The 20,059-nt window shown below is 70.8% G+C and carries 14 protein-coding genes; 8 read left to right on the forward strand and 6 right to left on the reverse strand.

Annotated features, from left to right (window positions below; translation table 11 throughout):
• Window positions 1-2: 2 nt before the first annotated feature.
• The 3 genes from ACKUU6_RS30045 to ACKUU6_RS30055 are packed head-to-tail and all read right to left on the reverse strand — an operon-like array spanning window position 3 to window position 8,790.
• Window positions 3-5,876, reverse strand: coding sequence for an SDR family NAD(P)-dependent oxidoreductase (locus ACKUU6_RS30045; protein ID WP_407991705.1), 5,874 nt, complete (start codon window positions 5,874-5,876; stop codon window positions 3-5).
• Window positions 5,873-6,853 carry an enediyne biosynthesis protein gene (locus tag ACKUU6_RS30050; RefSeq protein WP_407991706.1) on the reverse strand — a complete coding sequence of 327 codons (981 nt, stop codon included), beginning with the start codon at window positions 6,851-6,853 and terminating at the stop codon, window positions 5,873-5,875. The genes ACKUU6_RS30045 and ACKUU6_RS30050 overlap by 4 nt, the downstream gene beginning before the upstream one ends.
• The gene (locus tag ACKUU6_RS30055; RefSeq protein ID WP_407991707.1) at window positions 6,850-8,790 is read right to left on the reverse strand and encodes a CRTAC1 family protein; all 1,941 of its coding nucleotides are present in this window, start codon (window positions 8,788-8,790) and stop codon (window positions 6,850-6,852) included. The genes ACKUU6_RS30050 and ACKUU6_RS30055 overlap by 4 nt, the downstream gene beginning before the upstream one ends.
• Before the next feature lie 300 nt (window positions 8,791-9,090).
• On the opposite strand from ACKUU6_RS30055, the gene ACKUU6_RS30060 reads away from it, so the two are divergent.
• The 8 genes from ACKUU6_RS30060 to ACKUU6_RS30095 all read left to right on the forward strand — a co-directional run bounded on the left by ACKUU6_RS30060 (window position 9,091) and on the right by ACKUU6_RS30095 (window position 16,683).
• On the forward strand, window positions 9,091-10,638 hold the full coding sequence (locus ACKUU6_RS30060) for a GMC family oxidoreductase (RefSeq protein WP_407991708.1): 1,548 nt from the start codon (window positions 9,091-9,093) through the stop codon (window positions 10,636-10,638).
• A gap of 37 nt (window positions 10,639-10,675) precedes the next feature.
• On the forward strand, window positions 10,676-11,380 hold the full coding sequence (locus ACKUU6_RS30065; RefSeq protein ID WP_407991709.1) for a DUF899 domain-containing protein: 705 nt from the start codon (window positions 10,676-10,678) through the stop codon (window positions 11,378-11,380).
• 264 nt (window positions 11,381-11,644) lie between these two features.
• Complete coding sequence (locus ACKUU6_RS30070) at window positions 11,645-12,274, forward strand: carboxymuconolactone decarboxylase family protein (protein ID WP_407991710.1); 630 nt, start codon at window positions 11,645-11,647, stop codon at window positions 12,272-12,274.
• Entirely contained in the window at window positions 12,274-13,149 is an 876-nt protein-coding gene (locus ACKUU6_RS30075) for an SDR family NAD(P)-dependent oxidoreductase (protein WP_407991711.1), read from the forward strand. The genes ACKUU6_RS30070 and ACKUU6_RS30075 overlap by 1 nt, the downstream gene beginning before the upstream one ends.
• A gap of 57 nt (window positions 13,150-13,206) precedes the next feature.
• On the forward strand, window positions 13,207-13,995 hold the full coding sequence (locus ACKUU6_RS30080; protein WP_407991712.1) for an SAM-dependent methyltransferase: 789 nt from the start codon (window positions 13,207-13,209) through the stop codon (window positions 13,993-13,995).
• A gap of 84 nt (window positions 13,996-14,079) precedes the next feature.
• Window positions 14,080-15,150 carry a carboxymuconolactone decarboxylase family protein gene (locus tag ACKUU6_RS30085; RefSeq protein WP_407991713.1) on the forward strand — a complete coding sequence of 357 codons (1,071 nt, stop codon included), beginning with the start codon at window positions 14,080-14,082 and terminating at the stop codon, window positions 15,148-15,150.
• A 69-nt stretch (window positions 15,151-15,219) separates the two neighbouring features.
• Entirely contained in the window at window positions 15,220-15,999 is a 780-nt protein-coding gene (locus tag ACKUU6_RS30090) for a helix-turn-helix transcriptional regulator (RefSeq protein ID WP_407991714.1), read from the forward strand.
• A 150-nt stretch (window positions 16,000-16,149) separates the two neighbouring features.
• Window positions 16,150-16,683 (forward strand): carboxymuconolactone decarboxylase family protein, encoded by a 534-nt coding sequence (locus tag ACKUU6_RS30095; protein WP_407992280.1) that lies wholly within the window; start codon window positions 16,150-16,152, stop codon window positions 16,681-16,683.
• Window positions 16,684-16,755: 72 nt separating this feature from the next.
• On the opposite strand, the gene ACKUU6_RS30100 is transcribed toward ACKUU6_RS30095, so the two are convergent.
• The 3 genes from ACKUU6_RS30100 to ACKUU6_RS30110 form a co-directional block, all read right to left on the reverse strand.
• The gene (locus ACKUU6_RS30100) at window positions 16,756-17,502 is read right to left on the reverse strand and encodes an SDR family NAD(P)-dependent oxidoreductase (RefSeq protein ID WP_407991715.1); all 747 of its coding nucleotides are present in this window, start codon (window positions 17,500-17,502) and stop codon (window positions 16,756-16,758) included.
• 90 nt (window positions 17,503-17,592) lie between these two features.
• Window positions 17,593-19,143 (reverse strand): AMP-binding protein, encoded by a 1,551-nt coding sequence (locus ACKUU6_RS30105; RefSeq protein ID WP_407991716.1) that lies wholly within the window; start codon window positions 19,141-19,143, stop codon window positions 17,593-17,595.
• A complete protein-coding gene (locus ACKUU6_RS30110; protein WP_407991717.1) occupies window positions 19,140-19,964 on the reverse strand; it encodes a p-hydroxycinnamoyl CoA hydratase/lyase in 825 nt (274 codons plus the stop codon). The genes ACKUU6_RS30105 and ACKUU6_RS30110 overlap by 4 nt, the downstream gene beginning before the upstream one ends.
• Window positions 19,965-20,059: the final 95 nt, after the last annotated feature.

Below are 20,059 nucleotides of genomic sequence, written 5' to 3' on the forward strand. Positions count from 1 at the left end.
GGTCACTCCTCGGATTCCGTCGACAGGGCGAACATCACCGGCAGGTCGGCCCCGTTCAGGGCGGTCGGGAAGGTCGCCACCAGGGCACCGCCGGAGCGCAGCACCACCCAGCGGTCCGGGGTGTCCGGCACCTCGGCCAGGGTCAGCGCGACCTGGGCCCGGCCGGTCTTGCGCAGGCACTCGGTGGCACCCCAGACCCGCGCCGCCGCCTGGGACAGCGGCTCGTCCAGCTCACCGGCGACCAGCTCCGCGAGCGTGAACCCGTCCGGGCCGAGCAGGGCGGCCCAGTCGGCCGGGGCCCGGTCCACCACCGGCTCCACGTCGCAGCCCACCGGCCGCTCACCGAGCAGCGCGAAGGTGACGCCGCCGCCGTGCGAGGAGCTGACCCGCAGCTCGCCGTCGATCTCCGGGCGGCCGTCCGGCCGGTAGCGCACCGCCGTCTCCCGTCCGAGGGCCCAGCCGACCGCCTTGGCGGTCCGCTCCCGGCGCATCGCCACGCCCCGCACGGCCAGTTCGCCGTCGGGTAGGACGATTCCGCGGACGGGGGAGCCGAGCATCAGCTCGGCCCGCCGCTCCAGGTAGCCGCCCAGCAGCGCGGGGTGCCACGGTCCGGTGCCGTCCAGCTTGCGGACGGCCTGGAGCTTGAGCCCCTCCCAGCGCTCGACCAGGACGCCGTCCTGGTCGCGCACGTCGAGGTCGTACAGGTAGGTGTCGCCCACCTTGGAGCGCTCGACGGCGTGCAGGGTGACCTGCTTCTCGGCCCTGACGGCCGCCGGGTCGGCCAGGTGCAGCCGCTCGACGCTGACCGGGAGCAGGGTGGCGTCCGGTACGCAGCACTGGATCGAGTGCATCATCGCGTCCCGGGTGCCGGGGTCGGCGAGCACCAGCTCGTGCGGCAGGTAGCCGGCGAACCAGCCGGCCGTGGCGGTGTTGGAGATCTCCGCGACGCAGCCCTTGGCTGCCAACTGCCGGTAACCGAGCAGGCGTTGGAAGCGTCCACCCTGGAAGAGCACCGGGCCGTAGAGGTCCCGGGCCGGATCGAGCGGGACCTGCGGGGCGTCCTCGGCGACCGGCCGGGGCGCGCCGTCCACCGGCGCCGGCCGGCCGTACCGCAGGGTGGCCCGGAAGTGGTCCGCCTGGAAGCCGGTCTCGCTGCTGCGGATCACCGCCTGCACGGTGTCGGCGTCCGTGGCCAGCACCGCGACCCGGACGGTGACGGTGCCCGTGACCGGGACGACGATCGGGCGGAGGAACTCCATGTTCTCGAGGGTCGGTGCCACCGGCGCGCCCGACCGCCCGGTGACCGCGGCGGCGGCCTGCGCCATCGCCTCCATACCGAGCACGGCGGGGTAGAGCAGATCCCCGTCGAGCAGGTGGTCGGCCAGGTAGGGGTCACCGGCGGCCGACAGGTCCGCGTCGGCGACCAGCTCGATGCCCGGGTAGTACGCCTGCGGCCGCTCCAGGAAGCGCAGCAGCGGCAATTCGCCCCGGCCCACGTCCAGGGTCGGCAGTCCGCCGGCCCGGCCCATCACGACCATCGACGTCGGGGCCGAGGGGTCGGCCAGCAGCTGCTTGAGCAGCGCCACTCCCTGCTCGGTCGGGATCGGTTCGATGCCCTCGCGGATCAGCGCCTCCAGGACGCCGAGCCGCTCGCCCATCCCGGCCCCGGACCAGACCGACCACTCCAGGGCCAGGCAGCGGCAGTCCGGGTTCTCCTGCTGGATCCGCAGGGTCAGGTCGGTCAGCCAGTCGTTGGCGGTGGCGTAGTCCGCCTCGCCGCGCAGACCGGCCCGGCCGATGATCGAGCCGAAGGTGACCAGCAGCCGGAGCGACGAGGGGTCCACGGCTGCCAGCACCGTCTCCAGACCGGTGATCTTCGTGGCCAGGGTGCGCCGGAACGAGGACTCGTCCAGGTTGGCCAGCGCGTGCGGCTCGTTGCGGCCCGCGCCGTGCAGGACGGCGCTGACCGGGCCGAGCGCGGTCCGGATCTCGTCCACCGCGGCCTTGACCTCGTCGGCCGAGGTGACGTCGGCCCGGGCGTAGTGGAACGTCACGCCGGCCTGGGTCATCCGGGCCAGGTTGGCGGCCAACTCCGGGTCTCGGGCCGGGTCGGAGCGGCCCAGCAGGCCGATCGCGGCGCCGGTCTCCAGTGCCAGTTCGAGCGCGCACTCGGCGGTGATGCCCTTGCCGCCGCCGGTGACCAGCAGCACGTCCGCACCGCCCAGGGGCGGGCGTCCGGCCGCCGGGTCGAAGGTCGGACGGGGCCGGAGCACCGGCACCCGGCGGACGCCGTCAGGACCGTGGCTCACCTCGGCGAACCCGACCGTGCCGGCGACGTCGGCGGTGATCAGCGCGCTCAGCTCGGCCGCCCGCTCCGCCGACAGGTCGTCGGGCAGCGGCAGGGTGACCAGGGTGGTGGTGATGCCGGGGGCCTCCAGGTGCAGCGTCTTGGCCAGCCCGGCGGCTCCGCGCCGGTCACCGACCGCGACGAACCGGCCGGTCCCGGCGCCCGCCTCGGTGAGCGCCGCGCGGGCGGCGGCCAGCATCAGCGCCGCGTGGTCCGCCCCGCAGTCCCTCGGCAGGCAGAGTAGTACGCCGCCGCCGAGACCGGCCGCGCCGAGCGCCCGGTGCAGGGTGTCCGCCAGCGGGTGCCGCTCGGAGGCGAAGACCTGCCAGTCGCCGCCGGTGTCGCTGCTCCGGGACGGGGGTGCCGGAGTCGGGACCAGCTCGACCTCGAACGCCCTGACCCAGGGAGCGACGCCCGGGGCGATCCGTCCCGGCTCCTCCCCGTCCCCGCCGGTCTCCGCCAACTCGTCAAGCAGCGCGGCCAGTTCGGCCAGCGTTGAGGTGGCGAAGGCGGAGGTCACCAACGGGGCGGTGAAGCCGAGCTCTTGGGCCGCCTGGTTCATGATCTGACCCACCGTGATCGAGCTCAGGTGCAGCTCGTCGAGCGGGTTCATGTCCGGGCCGACCGCGGCGAGCGGCAGCTCCGCCCGGTCGGCGGCCAGCCGCAGCAGTACCTCCAGGCTGTTCCCGGCCGGCTCGGTGGCGGTCGCGGTGGCAGCGGCGACCGCGACCGGCGGCGCGGCGGACACGGGCCGCTCCGCCGGGAGGGCCGCGAGCACGAACTCGCCCTCGGCGGAGAGCTCGGTGGGGCTGGCGAAGAAGCTGAACTCCTTGTCCAGCGGCAGCGGCCGGGTGAACCGGTCGCGGAACAGCTCCGCGTGCCGGACGGGCGCGCCGAGCGTGAACGCCGCCGCCACGGCCGCGAACAGCCCGATCAGCGAGGCACTGTCGGACTCCAGCGACACGGTCGGCACGGTCGGTGCGATCTCGGCCGCCAGGCCGCGCAGCACCCGTCCGGGGCCGACCTCCACCAGCAGGTCGACCTCGGACGCCAGCTCGCGGACCGCCTCGTCGAACCGGACCGGGTCCAGCACCTGACGGGTCAGCAGCTCCACCACGTCCACGTCGGCCGGGAGTTCGGTCGCGGTGACGGTGGAGAACATCCGCTCGGTCAGCGGCGCGAAGGTCTCGGTGGCCAGGTGCGCCCGCAGGCCCTCGGCCGCCGGGGCGACCGCCGCCGAGTGGAAGGCGTGCGAGACGTTGATCCGGGCGGTGCCGAGACCGGCGGCCGTGGCCTTGGCGCAGACCCGGTCGACCGCGTCCACTGGGCCCGAAACCACGGTCTGCGCAGGGCTGTTGTACCCCGCGATCACCACCGGCTCGCCCGCCAGCAGCGGTTCGACCAGCGCGGCCTCGGCCGCGATGCCCGCCATCGTCCCGTTGCCGTCGCTGGCGTCCGCCATGATCCGGCCACGGGCGGCGGCGACCCGCAGCAGGGTGGTCTCGTCCATCGCCCCGGCCCAGTGCAGCGCGGTGACCTCGCCGAGGCTGTGCCCGGCCGCGCCGACGGCGTCGATGCCGAGCGCGGAGAGCACCCGCAGGCCCGCCACCGAGGCGGTGACGATCCTCGGCTGGGCCACCGAGGTGGCGACCAGGTCGCCGTCGGTCGGCTGGGCGTGGGTCCGGTAGAGCTCGTCCACCGAGGCGAACCGGCGCCGGATCGCGCCGCCGTCGCCGCGCCGCCCGGCGCCCTGACCGGGGAAGAGGAAGCCGATCCTCGGGGTGAGCGCCGAATTGCCCAGGTAGACGCCGCCGTTCGGGTCCAGCACCGAGCGGGCGCCGGAGTCCAGCAGGGTCAGCAGCTTGCCGAAGCGCTGCTCGGCCTGCTCGGGACTGGCCGCGACCACTGCGGCGCGGATCGGCCGGTCGGCCAGCTCCTGCTGCAGGGTGGCGGCCAGGTCGCCGAGCTCGGCGAACGACAACCGGTGAGTGAGGGTCGCGAGTTGGGCCACCCGGCCGCGCAGCTCGGCCATGCTGGCGGCGTCGACCAGCAGCAGCTCGACGTCCTGCCGGGAGGCGACCAGCCGACGGGTGGTGCGGCCGACGTCGGTCTTCCGCATGCCGTCGGCGTGCTCCACCACCACGTGCGCGTTGATCCCGCCGAAGCCCATCGAGGAGACCCCGGCCCGGACCGGTGCGCCGGCCGGCCAGAGCTCCGCGTGGTCCGGTACCCGCAGGGCGGGACGTTCGCCGGTGAGCTCGGGGTGCGGGTCGTGGTGACTGGTGGCGGGCGGGATGATCTGGTGCCGGACCGCCAGGACGGCCTTGAGCAGCCCGGCCACCCCGGCCGCGGCCTTGGTGTGCCCGAAGTTGCCCTTCACCGTGCTGATCGCGGCGGGCGGGGCGGTGGGGTCGGCCGCCCGGCGGGCCTCGGAGAAGGCCCGCAGCTCGGTGGCGTCGCCGACCGCCGTGCCGGTGCCGTGGCCCTCGAAGTAGGACACCGTCTCGATGCCGAACCCGGCCGTGGCGTAAGCCCGTTCGAGTGCCAGCCGGTGGCCGCTGGCCTCCGGTCGGGTGATGCCGCCCTTGCCGTCCGAGGAGTAGCCCCAGCCGGCGATCGAGGCGTACCTGAACCGCTGCTCGGCCTGCGCGTCCTGATCGCGCATCAGGACCATCATCCCGCAGCCCTCGCCCGGCCAGAAGCCGTTCGAGCCCTTGTCGTAGACCCGCATCTCGCCCGTGGCCAGCGCGCCGGTCTTGGCGAAGCCGATCACCTCGAACGGGTCGATGGAGAGGTCCACGCCGCCGACCACGGCCACGTCCAACCGCCCGTCGACCAGCGCGTCGCAGGCGGTGGCGACCGAGAGCAGCGAGGAGGAGCAAGCACCGTCGACGGTGAACCCGCCGCCCTTGAAGTCGAAGTGGTTGCAGATCCGGCCGGCGATGGTGTTGGCCAGACCACCGGCCAGGGTGTCCTCGCCGATCGGCGGGAAGGGGCTCTTGTAGCGCTCCTCCAGGCCCGCCAGGAAACCGGCCAACGCTGCGTCGTCCCAGCCCTGTTCGCGCAGCGCGGCGCCGACCGTGCGGCGCACGTACGGCCAGCGCAGGCGCATCAGGTTGGCCCGGCTGAACTCGCCGGTGAGGGTGTTGCCGATGATGACACCGGTGTTGGCCTCGCCGAGCCCGGCGCCGAGCGGGAAGCCGGCGTCCTCCAGGGCCCGCGCGGCGGTGTCCAGCGCCAGCCAGTGCGTCATGTCGGTGGCCCGGTAGGTGGAGCCGGCCACCCGGTACTTGACCCGGTCGAACTCGAAGCCCTCGATGACGGCGGCCTTGGCCGAGTAGAACTTGTCCGGCGCCGCCGGGTCGGGGTCGTAGTAGTCCTCGGCGCGCATCCGCTCGTCCGGCAGGCGCCGGAAGGCGCGGCGGCCGGTGAGTACGTTCTGCCAGAGCTCGCCCGGTGAGTCCGCGTCCGGGTAGCGGCAGGCGATGCCGACGACGGCGATCCTGGCAGGGTTGGGGTTGGAGGTCATGCGGCCACCGCCTCGGAGCCGGTCTTCTTGCCCAGCTCGGCGGCGATGGTGTCGCCGAGCCCGTTGCCGGCGGAGGACTCCGGGGCCCGGTAACGCTTGATCAGATGGGCCACCCACCAGCCGGCGCCACGCACGCCGCAGACCACGGTGACCGCGAAGAACAGGGTGTAGACCACGTTGAAGAGCATCAGTACGCCGTAGGTCATGGCGACCCAGGAGCCGAACATGAACTGGTTCCTGGGACGCGAGGGCGTGGTGCCGGGGTCGCTGATCATGTAGTTGGTGAACAGCACGAAGGCGACGCCGCTCATCGGGCCGAGCGCGTTGAAGATCGCCACGTCCCAGATCCAGTGCCGGATCAGGGCCTGGATCACGAAGCCGCCCAGCCAGCCGACGATCAGCGCGACCTTCTTGGTGAGCATCGCGTTGATCACGGTGCCGGAGGTGACGATGATCAGCGGGATGGCCACCCGGAAGAAGGTGTTGGCGTTCTCGGTGAACTCGTACGGCGGCGCGATGCTGACCCAGGAGCCGAAGCAGACCAGGCTCATGGTGATGCCGAAGTTGGACGGGTTCATGAAGTGCCGCATCCGGCCGGCCACCGGGGCCTGGAGGGCGTGCTTGCCGGCCACGCCGACCACCGTGCCGAAGATCACCGGCAGGATCTGGTCGTTGGCGTAGAGCAGCATGTTCACCGCGAGCGCGGTGATGTGCGAGGGCAGCAGGAACTCGTACAGGCCGCGCACCCCGTTCCCGCGGAAACGGGGAACGCGCTTCTGCGCCCAGGCGCTGAGCACCTCGAAGGCGAGCTCGGTGGTGTACGCGGTGCCCACCGCGATGAACGGCCAGAGCCACGGCTGTTCGAAGCCGAGCAGGGTGTAGCCGAAGGCGTTGAAGACGGAGATCGAGATGGCGAAGTTCCGCAGCGCGAGGTAGCGCGGGTCCTTGGCGGGGGTCGGCAGGGCGACGGTACTCATCGGCTCGGAACCTCCTGGACGTCACTGGTCAGCTGGAGCGAGTGGGTGCCCGGCTTCAACTGCAGGTCCTTCATGTGCAACTGGCCGGCGGCGTCGCGCCAGCAGAGCTCCACGGTGGCCGGTCCCTGCTGGCCGCCGAGACCGAAGTGCACCTCGAAGCTCCGGAAGCCGCCGTGGCCGCTGCCGCCGTCGAGCTGGGAGACCTGGGTACCCCGGGGCGTGGTCACCTTGACGGTGGCGCCGTAGGCGGGACTGCCGGTGTTGACCAGGCCCTGCCCCGCGCCCTCGGTGCCGGTCGGTCGGTACAGCCGCAAGTCGAGGTAATTGCCCGGCCGGGGCGCCTGGTTGGCGTAGAACGCGGGCGGTCCCCACTGGCGGGCGACCGCGAAGTCGAGCAGACCGCTGCCGGTGGTGTCACCGGTGGCGATGGCCCGGGTCGGGGTCGGCACCGCCAGCCCGAGGTCCTTGCTGATGTTGGCGTAGGTCCCGCTCGGCGTCTTGGCGTAGAAGGCCAGCGCGTCGTCGCCCGCCAGGTCGTCGCCGGGCTGGACGTTGGGCCACATCCGGGGGTTGGAGAGCAGGTCGTCGTTGGTCATGGCCATCTCCTGGAGCCACGGCCAGCGGTCGATCTCGCCCTTCACGAACCCGTCGGCCTGGAGGATCGCCAGGTCGCCGTCGTTGCGGAAGTCGGCCATCTTGGTGTCCCAGCCCCAGCCGGTCCAGGCCACCCCGTGCTCGCGCGCCTCCTGGGTGAACGGCGCGATGTCCTGCTCCAGTTTCGCGCGCATCTCGTCGTTGTCCTTCGCCTGGTTGATCCAGAGGAAGTTGGACTCCTCCAGGCCCCAGGCGGCGGTGATGTTGCTGACCATGATGTCGAAGCTGCCGTTGTGGTTGACGTCGGCGAAGTCGACGCCCATGCCTTTGAACGAACCCTTGCCCAGGACGAAGGACTTGGGGGTGGTCGCGTCCCGCCGGCCGGTGGCCTCGGTGAAGCTGATCCGGCCCGGTACGGAGCGGTTGTACAGCAGGTGCGCATGGCCGAAGTCATTGGCGATGTACAGGTCCGGCAGGCCCTTGCCGGTCAGGTCGGCGCCCGCGATGGCGAGTGTCCAGCCGGTGGAGGCGTCGAACGGGATGGCGGCCTTCTCCTCGACGAAGAAGGCGTCGGGCTCCGGTCCGGTGGTCGACTTGGCCCAGCGCAGCACGTGGTCGCCGCCGGCGTTCCGGGCACTGGAGAGCGAGTCGTTCATCTGGACGTTGTTCAGCCCGCGCGGGTCCAGCACGTCGGAGTCGGGGAAGTAGTTGCCGATCACGATGTCCGGGTGGCCGTCGCCGTCCAGGTCGCCCACGTACGCCGCGTCGGTGTTCCAGCGCGGGCCGTGGTACTTGCCGTCCAGCGACTGGGAGGGGACCACCTCACGCGGTGTGTAGCTGTCCACGGCCGGAGTGGTGGCGTCCGAGTTCGCCAGGAAGAGGACCGGGGTGCGCCCCCAGTAGGTGGCCAGCAGGTCCATCCGGCCGTCGGCGTTGAAGTCGCCGGGAGTGCAGCCGGTCGGGGCCATCGCGGCATCCATCGGCAGCGGTGCGGCGTTCAGCACGAACGGCGTGAACCGGTCGCCCGGGCGGGCGGTGGGCGTGTAGGTCACCACGATCTGGTCGGTCCTGGTGTCGACGATGCACATGCCGTCGGCCAGGCCGTGCCCGGTGAGGTCGTTGATGGCGATGCCGGCGCCGACGGAGGAGACCCAGGAGCGGATTTTCTCGTACGACGGGTTCACCGTACGGACCGTGTTCATCTTCTGGGACTCGTACCCGGCCGGGAAGGCGATCGGCATCTCCTGGAACTTGTACTGCGTGGCGACCTCGTCGCCCCCGGCCACGGCGACCGAGCTCCGGACGGCGATGAAGAGTGACGCGGTCACCACCACCGTCGCCACTCCCGGAATGAGTCTACGAATTCGCTCGCGATACAAGACGTTCCCCTCTCCGCGCGGGTTTCCGCACAGTAATAACAATGTGATGGATGCTCGGCCCTATTTTGCTGGTCAACCCCTTTTGTGGACGTCTTGGTTTTTGAGCATGGGACACCTTTTGCGGTCCCGCTTCTCTCATGTTGCCCACCGCTCCGGCCGGTGGGCGGGAGGGCACGTTCGGAGAAGACATCGGGACACGGCGGCTGTGAAGCTCTGGGAGAGAAGACGTCCCCCTATCGGATTCCGCGACCCCGAGGATGTTCCATGACAGAGGTTTATGACGACGTCGTTGTCGGATCGGGCTCGGCCGGCGCGGCGATCGCCGCGCGGCTCAGCGAGGACCCTTCGCGCAGGGTGCTGCTGCTGGAGGCGGGACCCGACTTTGCCGACGTGGGCGCCCTGCCGGACGACATCCGGGACGGCAACGCGATGTCGCTGAGCGCGCACGACTGGAAGTTCCGGGCGGAGATCAGCGACGGCCGGCGGATCCTCTTTCCACGCGGAAAGGTCTCCGGTGGATCGTCCTCGGTCGGCGCCACCATCGCCCTGCGGGGTGTCCCGGAGAATTTCGCCGAATGGGCCGGTTCGGGCAATTCCGAATGGTCCTGGTCGGACGTCCTGCCGTATTACCGGAAGCTGGAGGACGACCTCGATCTCGGGGGCGACGAGATTCACGGGAAGGGCGGTCCGGTCCCGATCAGGCGCTGGCGTCCGGAGGAGCTGACGGCGGCCCAGAAGTCCTTCGTGGACGCCAGCCTGGCGGCGGGATTCCCCGAGGTGACCGACCACAACAACCCCACGGCCACCGGAATCGGTCCGATTCCGTCCAACCGCAGGGACACCGAGGTCCGCGTCAGCGCCTCGCTGGCCTACCTCACCCCGGAGGTCCGCGGCCGGGCCAACCTGACCGTCCGGGCCGGCGTGCTGGTGCACCGGGTGCTGTTCGAGGGGACCCGCGCGGTGGGTCTGGAGGTGTCCGCCGGCGGGACGGCCGAGCAGGTCCGGGCGCAGCGGGTGATCCTGTCCGCCGGCGCCGTGAACTCGCCCACCATCCTGATGCGTTCGGGCATCGGACCGGCCGAGGACCTGCGTCGGCTCGGCATCGAGGTGCTGCTGGACGCACCCGGCGTCGGAGAGAACCTGATCGACCACCCGCGCACCGGCATCTTCATGAAGCCGGCCCCGGGGGCGATCGAGCGCACCGACCCGTTCCTGCAGACCATGGTGCGGACCACCGCGAAGGGCTCCACCGACTTCAACGACCTGCAGTACTACATGGTCAACCACTTCGACCTGACCATGTTCCCCGACCTGCAGATGCTGGCCGGCGGGAACGTGATCCTCGGTGTGATGGTGGTGGACCAGAAACCGGAGTCCCGGGGCCGGCTGCGGCTGAACTCCGCCGACCCGGCGGCCTCACCCGACATCGACCTGAACTTCCTGTCCACCGAACGCGACCTGCAGAAGCTGGTCGACGCCGTCCGGACCTGCTGGGAGCTGGTCAGCCACCCGGGGATCAGCAGCCGGGGCGACGGGTTCATCGTGCTCAACGACCAGCTGATCGACAACGACGACATGGTCCGCCAGTACGTCCGGCTGAGCCTGGACAGCGCCTACCACCCGGTCGGCACGGCCCGGATGGGGACGGCCTCGGACGAGGGCGCCGTGGTCGACCAGTACCTGCGGGTGCACGGCACCGAGGGCCTCTACCTGGCCGACGCCTCGGTGATGCCGAGCATCGTCAACTGCAACACCAATCTGACCTCGACCATGATCGGCGAACGGCTCGCCGACTGGCTCCGCGCCGGCTGAGACCGGCGGAGCCGAACTCACACGTCAGGAGACCGAGTTGATCGACCTGCCCAGGATCGCCACCCGCGAGGAGTGGCTCCAAGCGCGCAAGGAACTGCTGGAGAAGGAGAAGCAGCTCACCCGGCTGCACGACGAGGTGGTCGCCGCCCGTCCCGAGCTGCCGATGGTCAAGGTGGAGAAGGAGTACGTCTTCCACGGCCCGCAGGGCGAGCTCTCGCTGGCCGACCTGTTCGAGGGGCGGCGCCAGCTGATCGTCCGTCACTTCATGTTCGGCCCGGACCAGGAGGAGGGCTGCATCGGCTGCTCGATGCAGGCGGACTCGGTCGGTCACCTGGCCCACATCAACGCCCGCGACACCACGTTCGTGATGGTGTCGCGGGGACAACTGCCGAAGCTGGAGGCGTTCAAGGCCCGGATGGGCTGGACCCTCCCGTGGTACTCCTCCTTCGGTTCGGACTTCAACGTGGACTACCACGTCACCACCGAACAGGGTGAACTGCCGGGCGTGAGCGTCTTCATGACCGACGGGACGGACGTCTTCCACACCTACTCGATCTACGACCGGGGTGGTGACATCTTCAAGAACTTCTACAACTACCTCGACCTGACCCCGCTCGGCCGGCAGGAGGCCCAGTTGGAGCAGCCGTGGGACTGGTGGCGCCACCACGACAAGTACGACGACGAGAACGCCGCGACCGCCGGGCAGAACTGGTGGAACCGTACGGACAAGTTCGCCACCTGATGACCGGTCGGGTCTGAAGTCCGGCCCAGCCCGGGTGCCGTGAATGACGGCACCCGGGCTTCGGCGTGTCCGGCTCCGGCGGTCTGCCGGTTTCCGGGCACCCTCGGCATATGCCCGCGGTGCTGCCCCGGGCAAATCAGGGGGTGCGTTTTGACGGACGTCCGATCTGCTGGAAGAGGGCAATTTAGGAGACAGAAGGGCTCCGCCGTCCTGACAACATCGGGTTGCCCGCGAATGTCCGTCCATGGCGAAGGAGTCACTTCCATGACCGAACAGCAGGTTCCGGCGGCACGCGTCCCGCTGATCGACGAGGCCGACGCGACCGGAAGGACCGCGGAACTCTACGACCTGATCAAGAGCAGGACGGGTCTTCCGTTCGTGCCCGATATGTTTCGGCTGGTCTCCACCCGGCCGGATCTGATGGAGGTTCTCATCACGGGCTACACCGGGGTATTCGGCGACGGAGTGCTGCCCCGGGCCACCCGCGAGATGATCTCGGCCTGGAGTTCCAAGGTGAACGGCTGCCCGTACTGCGTGGGCACCCACAACTGGTTCCTCTCGCAGTTCGGCGGCAGTGAGGAACTCACCCACGCGATCGCCACCGCGAACAAGCCCGGCGAACTCCCGCTGGACGCGAAGCACCTGGCACTGATGGACCTGGTCACCCAGGTCTGCACCGGTGCCTACCGGATCACCGACGAGGAGTGGGACCGGGTCGCGGCCGCCGGCTGGAGCAACGACGAGCTGCTGGAGGCGGTCTTCACCGCCGGGCTGTTCGCCTTCATCAACCGTCTGGTGGACGGCTACGGGCTCGGCAGTTCGATGACCCGCAGCCGGGTCGCCAGCCAGTCGGACGCCGGTGCGGACACCGGCGCGGACGGGGCGGTCGGCTGATGGCCGCGTCCCGGGCGGTGCTGCTGACCGGCGCCTCCTCCGGCACCGGGATGTCCTCCGGCACCGGTCAGGCCGCGGCGCTGCGGCTGCACCGGGCGGGTTGGCCGGTGTACGCGACCGGGCGCAACCTGGAGGCCCTGGCGCCGCTGGCCGCCGAGGGGATCCAGGTGCTCTACCTCGACGTGACGGACGAGCGGTCCATGGTCGAGGCCGTCGACAAGATCACCGCCGAGCACGGCGCGGTGGGCACGCTGATCAACAACGCGGCCTACAGCCTGAACGGCACGATCGGGGAGACACCGGTCGAGGAGGTGCGCCGGCAGTTCGAGACCAACGTCTTCGGCCTGTCCCGGCTGACCCAGCTGGTGCTGCCCGGGATGCGGGCCCAGGGCGGCGGCCGGGTGGTCATGATGTCGTCCATCTTCGGCCAGTTCGCCACCCCGGGCCGGGGGTACTACCAGGCCACCAAACACGCGCTGGAGGCGATCGGCGACTCGCTCCGGCACGAGGTCGCGCGGTTCGGCATCAAGGTGGTGCTGATCGAGCCCTCGCCGGTGCTGGGCGGATTCGTACCGATGTCGGTCGCCGACCTCGGGATGACCGGACAGGAGCGCGGCGGCCTTTACGACGAGTTCTGGGAGTACTTCGTCGACTGGCACGGCGCGTACCGGGAGACCGACAAGCCGACCGGGCGAGGTCGAATGGCCGTTCGGGCTGAGACCGTTGCCAAGGTGATCGAGCAGGCGGTGAGCAGTGAGAACCCGAGGATCCGGTACCGGATCGGGGTGCCCTCTCGACTACTGCCCCGGATGCGCTGGACAATCGGCGATCGGATGTTCGAGAAGTTCGTGCGCGCCTTCTTCCCGATCCCCTGAGCGAATAGCGCTTTTCCCGAGTCCGTGTTACCCCCTCAGACTCCCCTAAGGAATGGTGTGACCGAACAGTTCGACACCTCCGGTCTGGCCCGGGCGATGGACTATCTGCTGGGCGGCGAGGCGCACGGCCCGGCCGACCGGGAGGCCGCCGACCGGGCCTGCGCGGTCTGGCCGACCGGCGATCTGCGAGCCGAACTGCGGGCCGCCCGGGCCGCCCTGGGCCGGATGGTCGGCCATCTGGTCGGCCAGGCGGGCCTGGGGCAGCTGCTGCACATCGGGGCCGGCCTGCCCACCATGCGCAACACCCACCAGGTGGCCCAGCGGATGGCCCCGGCCACCAGGGTGGTGTACGTCAGCCGGGACCCGGGCGTGGTGGCCCACGCCAGGCAGCTGCTCAGGGAGCAGCCGAGAAGCCCGACCGCCTACGTGCACGGCGAGTTGGGTGACCCGGATCGGATTCTCCGGGACGCTGCCGGGGTACTGGACCTGTCACGCCCGCTCGGGCTGGTCCTCTTCGGCGGACTGCACTTCGTGTCCGGCGCGGACGATCCGGCCGGCCTGGTGCAGCTGCTGGTGGACGCGGTCCCCTCCGGCAGTTGGGTGGCCTTCGGGCACCTCGCCACGCACGAACGGGACCACCTGATGGACGCCGCGATGGAACGGATCGTGCCGGACTGGAGCGGTCGGATCGTCCGCCGGAGCCGGGCGGAGGCGCTGGCCCTGCTGGACCGGAGCCTCGAACTGGAGGACCCCGGCATGGTCCTGTCCACGGACTGGCGGCCCGAGTCACCGGCCGCCCCGACCGGGTCACCGGCCCTGTGGTGCGCGGTGGCCCGCAAACCCTGAACCGCCCGCAAGCCGTGAACCGCCCGCAAGACCCGAACCGCGAACTCCGAACCGCCCGCTGCCCGACCGATCGAGGAGCGCACCGTGCACAGAAGGTTCGTCCAGTCCTCACTGCGGGGGCTGTCGCTGCTCCAGGTGCGCCACGTCAAGCCGGTCCCGTTCGACGCGGCGCGCGACGGTATCGCCGAGGTGTACCGCGAACTGGAGCGTGACTTCGGGGTGTTGGCCCCGCCCATCGCGCTGCACTCGCCCTCGTACGGTCCGCTCGCCGCGAGCTGGCTGATGCTCAGGGAGTCGATGCTGGTGACGGGGGTGGCGGCGCGGACCACCAAGGAGGCGGTGGCCGCGGCGGTCTCGGTGGCCAACGAGTGCCCGTTCTGCGTCCGGATGCACTCCGCCATGCTGCACAGCCTGGCGCCCGGCAGGGACAGCGCCGCGATCCGGGACGGCCGGCTCGAGCTGGTGGCCGACCCGGCGGTCCGTGCGGTCGCCGGCTGGGTCCGGGACGGCGCGGTCCGGGACACCGCCGCGAAGACCCGGTTCCCGTTCGCCGTCGAGCAGTTGCCCGAACTGCTCGGATCGGTGGTGATCATGCACTACCTCAACCGCATGGTGAACGTCTTCCTGGGCGCGCTGCCGCTGCCGCCCGGAGCACCGGAGAGTTCGCTGCGGCCGGTGATGCGGGTGCTCACCTGGCTGCTCCGTTCGGCGGCCAGGGCCGAGCCGAAGGCGGGCGGCACGCTGGGTCTGCTGCCCGCCGCGCCGCTGCCCGAGGACCTGTCCTGGGCGGCGGCCAGCCCGCAGATCGCGGCGGCCTTCGCCCGGGCGGCGGCCGCCGTGGAGGCGGCCGGACGGGCTGCTCTGCCCGACGGTGTCCGGGCCCTGGTGCTGGACACCGTGGAGCGCTGGGACGGGCGCCCGCCCGGCCTGGGCCGGGCCTGGGCCGACGCGGCCGTCGAGTCGCGCCCGGCCGAGGAGCGCCCGGCCGCCCGGCTGGCGCTGCTGACCGCGCTCGCCGCCTACACGGTGGACGAGACGGTGATCGACGCCGCCCGCGCGGCGGGCGCTGACGACGAGGCACTGGTCGGCATCACGGCCTGGGCGAGTCTGACCGCCGCCCGCCGGGTGGGCGCCTGGATGCACCACCCCGAGTGAACGGAACCTCCGCCCGGCACCGCCGAGTTCGCTTCGGAGCCCCCCGGACCCGACCGAAGGAGTGATGTCATGCAAGACGCAGTCGAGCGCGCGATCGCGACGATGTGGGACCGCTACGAGGAACCGCTCTCGTTGGACGACATCGCGGACACCGCCATCCTGAGCAAGTTCTACTTCTCCCGGGTGTTCCGGACCCTCACCGGCACCTCGCCGGGGCGGTTCCTCTCCGCGATCCGGCTGCACAAGGCCAAGCACCTGCTGCTGAGAACCGAACTGAGCGTCACCGACATCTCGTACCAGGTGGGTTACAACAGCCTCGGCACGTTCACCAGCCGGTTCACCCGTAGCGTCGGGCTCTCGCCGGGGCGGTACCGCACGCTGGCCCGGACCGGTATGCCGGTCGCCACCCGGGCGTTCCGGTCGGCGGCGGCCCGTCGGACCTGCGCGGTGCGTGGTTCGGTCGGATCGCCGGAGGTCGGCTTACCGACCCGGATCTACGTGGCGGCGTTCAGCGATCCGATCGTGCAGGGCGAGCCGGTCGCCTGTGACATCCTCGACGGGCCGGGGGAGTTCCTGCTGTCGGGGGTGCAGGAGGGAGTGTGGCACCTGCGGGCGGCGGTGGTCGCGGTGCACGACGTCGAACCGCAGCCGTGGAAGCGCAGCCCGTTGTTCATCGGCTCCAGCCGGCCGGTGACGGTGCGGGCGGACCAGCCGATCGAGGTGGATCTGGAGACCCGCGAGTTCTGCCCGTTCGACCTGCCGATCCTGCTGGCGTTGCCCGAGCTCGACTGCTGGGAGCTGCCGCAGCCGGAGCTGGCGGCCGGGGCGGTCGGTCTGACCCGAGGCTGAACGAGGGTCATTCATCGGGGAGTTGGGCTGTGCACGGCGGCTTGACGGCGCGTGGCATCTGACGGACAGTTGAGTCCGTTAATGTATAACGATGTTATGACCCGCACGGAGGCCGTCCGGGTCCACCACGTGACACGGAGGCTGATCCCCATGCCGCACATCGCGTTGCCGGCCCCGATCCCCGGCATTCGGGGGCTGATGAAGACCAAGCCCGCCTCCGGTCGCCGACTCGGCGAGCTGGCCGAGCAACTGCTCCGGGGCGAGTCCCCGCTCAGCGTGGGCGAGCGCGAGCTGATCGCCGCCTACGTCTCCGCCCGCAACGGGACCAGGTTCTGCACGGGCGCCCACGGCGCGGCGGCTGCGCACGCCCTCGGTGGCGACTTCGCGCTGGTGGAGGCGGTCCGGCAGGACCTGAGCACCGCCCCGGTCGACGAGCGGCTGCGCGCCCTGCTGATGCTGGCCGGCCAGGTGCAGATCGGCGGTCTGGCGGTCACCCCGGCCGACATCGAGCGGGCCAGGGCCGCGGGCGCCGACGACGAGTGCATCCACGACACGGTGCTGATCGCGGCGGCCTTCGCGATGTACAACCGCTACGTCGACGGGCTGGGCGCGATAACGCCCGAGGACCCGGCACTGTACGACGAGATGGGCGAGGCCCTGGTCGCCAGGGGCTACCTCGACTGACCAGCCGCACGGCACGGCTGATGCCCGTACCCCGCCGGGTACGGGCATCAGCCATGCGGACAGGCTCTCCCATCAGCCCAGCTTCTTCAGTCCGGCACCGGTCAGCAGGTAGGCCGGTGCCACCGTGGCGGCGTCCGCCTGCACCAGTTCGACGACTGCGGCGCCGGCCTGCTCGGGGGAGAGCAGCGGGCCCAACTGCTGGACGTACTCCTCCTCCGCGCGATGGTCGCGGGCCGCGTACGCCCGGGCGGCCGCGCGACCGAGGCCGGTCAGCGGGGTGATCCGGGGGAGGATCGTGGTGAAGCCGATCTCCAGCCCGGCCCGGTCCGCCTCCTCCTGCGCGTAGGCGGTGATGAAGCGCTGGGTGGCCTTGGCGCCCGCGTACCCGCCGCTGAGCGGCGAACCGGCCAGCGCGGCCCCGCTGCTGAACACCACCACCCGGCTGCCGGGCCGGAGCGGGGTGAGCAGTGCCTCGCGCAGCCAGTGGAACGAGATCCGCACGTCGCTCTCCCAGTTGGCCGAGAAGGTCTCCCAGGTCTGCTGCTGCAGCGGACGCATGTGCGGGGTGGCGCCGGCCACCAGGACGACGGTCTGCGGCTGGTGGCGGTCGATCAGGTCGGCCACCACTGTGGGGTCACCGGCGTCGGCGGTCTCCGGCTGGATGCCGCCCGCGCCGTTGGCCGGCTCGGGGTAGACGGTCGCGGTGCGGGAGACCGCGACCACCGGAGCGCCGGCCTCGGCGAAGGCGGTGGCGATCCCGTGGCCCAGGCCACGACTCGCGCCGACGACGATTGTGGTCCGGCCGGACAGGTCGCTCATGAAGTCCTCCAAAGGATCGAATTGATGACGGTACGTCAGATCAGGTCGACGGGCCCCGACCCGAACAGCTGGTCGGGGCCCGCAGGGGCCCTACCGGGTGGTGCTGCCCCACTCCCTCAGGGCGCGACGCTGGATCTTGCCGACCGGTGTGCGGGGGATCTGTTCGATGAACTCGACCCGGCGGAGCTTCTTGTACGGGGCGACCCGTTCGGCGACGAAGGCCATGATCTCCTCGGGCGTGGCCGGCTCCCGCGTCACCACGAAGCCCTTCGGGATCTCGCTGGCCTCCTCGTCCGGCACCCCGATCACCGCGGCGTCGGCGACCTTCGGATGCGTCATCAGGACCGCCTCCAGCTCGACCGGGGAGACCTGCTGGCCCTTGTACTTGATCAGCTCCTTGATCCGGTCCACGATGAACAGTTCGCCGTTCCGGTCCACGTGGCCGAGGTCGCCGGTGTGCAGGAAGCCGTCCGGTTCGAGCACCTGCCGGGTGGCCTCCTCGGCGTTCAGGTAACCCTTCATCACGTGCGGGCCGCGGATCAGGATCTCGCCGTCCTCGTCCTGCCCCAGCTCCTTGCCGGTGTCGAGGTCGACGATCTTGCAGTCGATGTTCGGGGTGTTCCGGCCGACCGATCCGGGCGCCTCGGAGTGGTCGAGCTGCATGAACGACACCAGCGCCTCGGTGAGGCCGTACCCCTGGCCGATCCGGCAGCCGAGCCGCTCGCGGCAGAGCCGGGCGGTCTCCGGGTCCAGCGCGGCGCCGCCGGAGACGATCTCGCGGACCGAGGAGAGGTCGTAGCGGTCCACCAGCGGGCTCTTGGCGAGCAGGACGGCGATCGTCGGCACGACGTAGAGCCGGGTGATCCGGTGGTCCTGGATCGCCTGGAGGTACGCCTCGGGATCGAAGCGCGGCATGGTCACCAGGGTGGCGCCCTGGAGCAGGCTGGCGTTCATCACCATGATCAGGCCGAAGGCGTGGTGGAAGGGAGGTACGGCGAGCACCTTCTCGTCCGCCTCCAGCGGTGCGACCGTACTGGTCTGGAGCACGTTGGCGATCATGTTCCGGTGCGTCAGCATCACGCCCTTCGGGTGGCCGGTGCTGCCGCTGGAGTGCAGCAGGGCCACCACGTCGCGGGCCGGGTCCACCGCCACCTCGGGCGCGGGGCCGTCGGTCAGCAGTGAGGCGAACGGCGTGGCGCCGTCGGCCTTGCCCAGCACGATGATCTCCTCGAGCGGGGTGCCCAGCAGGAGCTGCTGCGCCTTGTCCAGCTCGGTCGGCGAGATGACCAGCAGCCGCGCCCCGGCCTCGTTCAGGTGGGCGGCGAGATCGTCCACCGTGTCCAGCGGGTTGAGCACCACCACGGTGCCGCCCGCCAGTGCGGCGGCGTGGAAGGCGATCGGGTAGTCGGGCAGGTTCGGCGCCAGCATGGCCAGCACGTCGCCGCGCCGGAAGCCGCGGGCCCGGAGCCCGTCGGCGGCGCGGCCGATCGCGGAGGCGAGCTCCCGGTAGGTGTGGGCGTTCGCGCCGGTGACGTCCACGGTCGCCACCAGGTCGGCGTACTGCTCGGCCCGTTGCAGGACGAAGGAGGTGAACGAGGTCTCGGGTACGGGCACCGGCGGGTGCGGGCCGGCGAAGATCATGAGGTCACTTCCGCCCGACTGTACGTGCTCAGGCCCGGCTGGTAGCTGCGCTTCTCGAACTGCTTCAGCGCGACGTTGATCCACTCGTTGCCGGTCAGCCGGGACAGTTCCCAGAGCTTGGCCTGGTCGTAGTCGATCGCGGCCGGCAGGTCCACCGCGCGGTTGTGCTCGTAGACCTGCTTGGCCAGCGCCAGAGTGACCGGGTTCTTCTTGACCAGCCGGCGGACCAGCTTGTCGGTCTCGGCGTCCAACTGGTCTGCCGGAACTGCCTTGTTGACCAGGCCGTACTTCTCCGCCTCGGCGCCGGTCAGGGTGTCGCCGGTCAGGATGTAGTAGAGCGCCTGCTTACGGGAGAAGTTGTGGGCGGCAGCCCAACTCGCCCCGCCGGCGGGAAAGATGCCGAAATTGATCTCGGAGAGCCCGAACAGTGCGGCCTCGTCGGCGATCGCCAGATCGCAGATGCCGGTGACCAGCACCCCGCCGCCGAACGAGAACCCGTTCACCTTGGCGATGGTCACGGCGGGGAACGCCTTGAGGCGCTTGAACCAGTTCAGCGCCACCAGGTTGGTCCGGTAGAAGAGTTGGGGGTCCTCGTACGGCTTGAGGAAGCACTCCTCCAGGTCCATGCCCGAGCTGAAGCTGTCACCGTTGCCGGTCACCACGACGACCTTGACGTCCCCGGCCTCCTCGATCGCGTCCAGGGCCTGGTTCATGTCCTGGTGCATCTGGGGGTTCATGGCGTTCTTCTTGTCCGGTCGGTTCAGGTAGATCGTGGCGGTGGGTCCGTCGATCTCGAGGTTCACCGTGTCCAGCTCGATCATGTTCTGGCCCTCTTTCCTCTGCCGTTCCGGGCGGCTATTTCGCGCTCTGCCGGTTTTTACACCGTGAGTATGCGGGGAATGCGGCAATGCGCGGC

Source organism: Kitasatospora sp. CMC57 (genome assembly GCF_045866025.2).
GTDB lineage: Bacteria > Actinomycetota > Actinomycetes > Streptomycetales > Streptomycetaceae > Kitasatospora.

Excerpts from the sequence above, each read along its gene's own strand:
- ACKUU6_RS30110 (WP_407991717.1), bottom strand. The coding sequence starts at position 19,964 with ATGATCGAGCTGGACACGGTGAACCTCGAGATCGACGGACCCACCGCC.
- ACKUU6_RS30090 (WP_407991714.1), top strand. The coding sequence starts at position 15,220 with ATGCAAGACGCAGTCGAGCGCGCGATCGCGACGATGTGGGACCGCTAC.
- ACKUU6_RS30050 (WP_407991706.1), bottom strand. The coding sequence starts at position 6,853 with ATGAGTACCGTCGCCCTGCCGACCCCCGCCAAGGACCCGCGCTACCTC.
- ACKUU6_RS30045 (WP_407991705.1), bottom strand. The coding sequence starts at position 5,876 with ATGACCTCCAACCCCAACCCTGCCAGGATCGCCGTCGTCGGCATCGCC.
- ACKUU6_RS30070 (WP_407991710.1), top strand. The coding sequence starts at position 11,645 with ATGACCGAACAGCAGGTTCCGGCGGCACGCGTCCCGCTGATCGACGAG.
- ACKUU6_RS30100 (WP_407991715.1), bottom strand. The coding sequence starts at position 17,502 with ATGAGCGACCTGTCCGGCCGGACCACAATCGTCGTCGGCGCGAGTCGT.
- ACKUU6_RS30060 (WP_407991708.1), top strand. The coding sequence starts at position 9,091 with ATGACAGAGGTTTATGACGACGTCGTTGTCGGATCGGGCTCGGCCGGC.
- ACKUU6_RS30095 (WP_407992280.1), top strand. The coding sequence starts at position 16,150 with ATGCCGCACATCGCGTTGCCGGCCCCGATCCCCGGCATTCGGGGGCTG.
- ACKUU6_RS30075 (WP_407991711.1), top strand. The coding sequence starts at position 12,274 with ATGGCCGCGTCCCGGGCGGTGCTGCTGACCGGCGCCTCCTCCGGCACC.
- ACKUU6_RS30105 (WP_407991716.1), bottom strand. The coding sequence starts at position 19,143 with ATGATCTTCGCCGGCCCGCACCCGCCGGTGCCCGTACCCGAGACCTCG.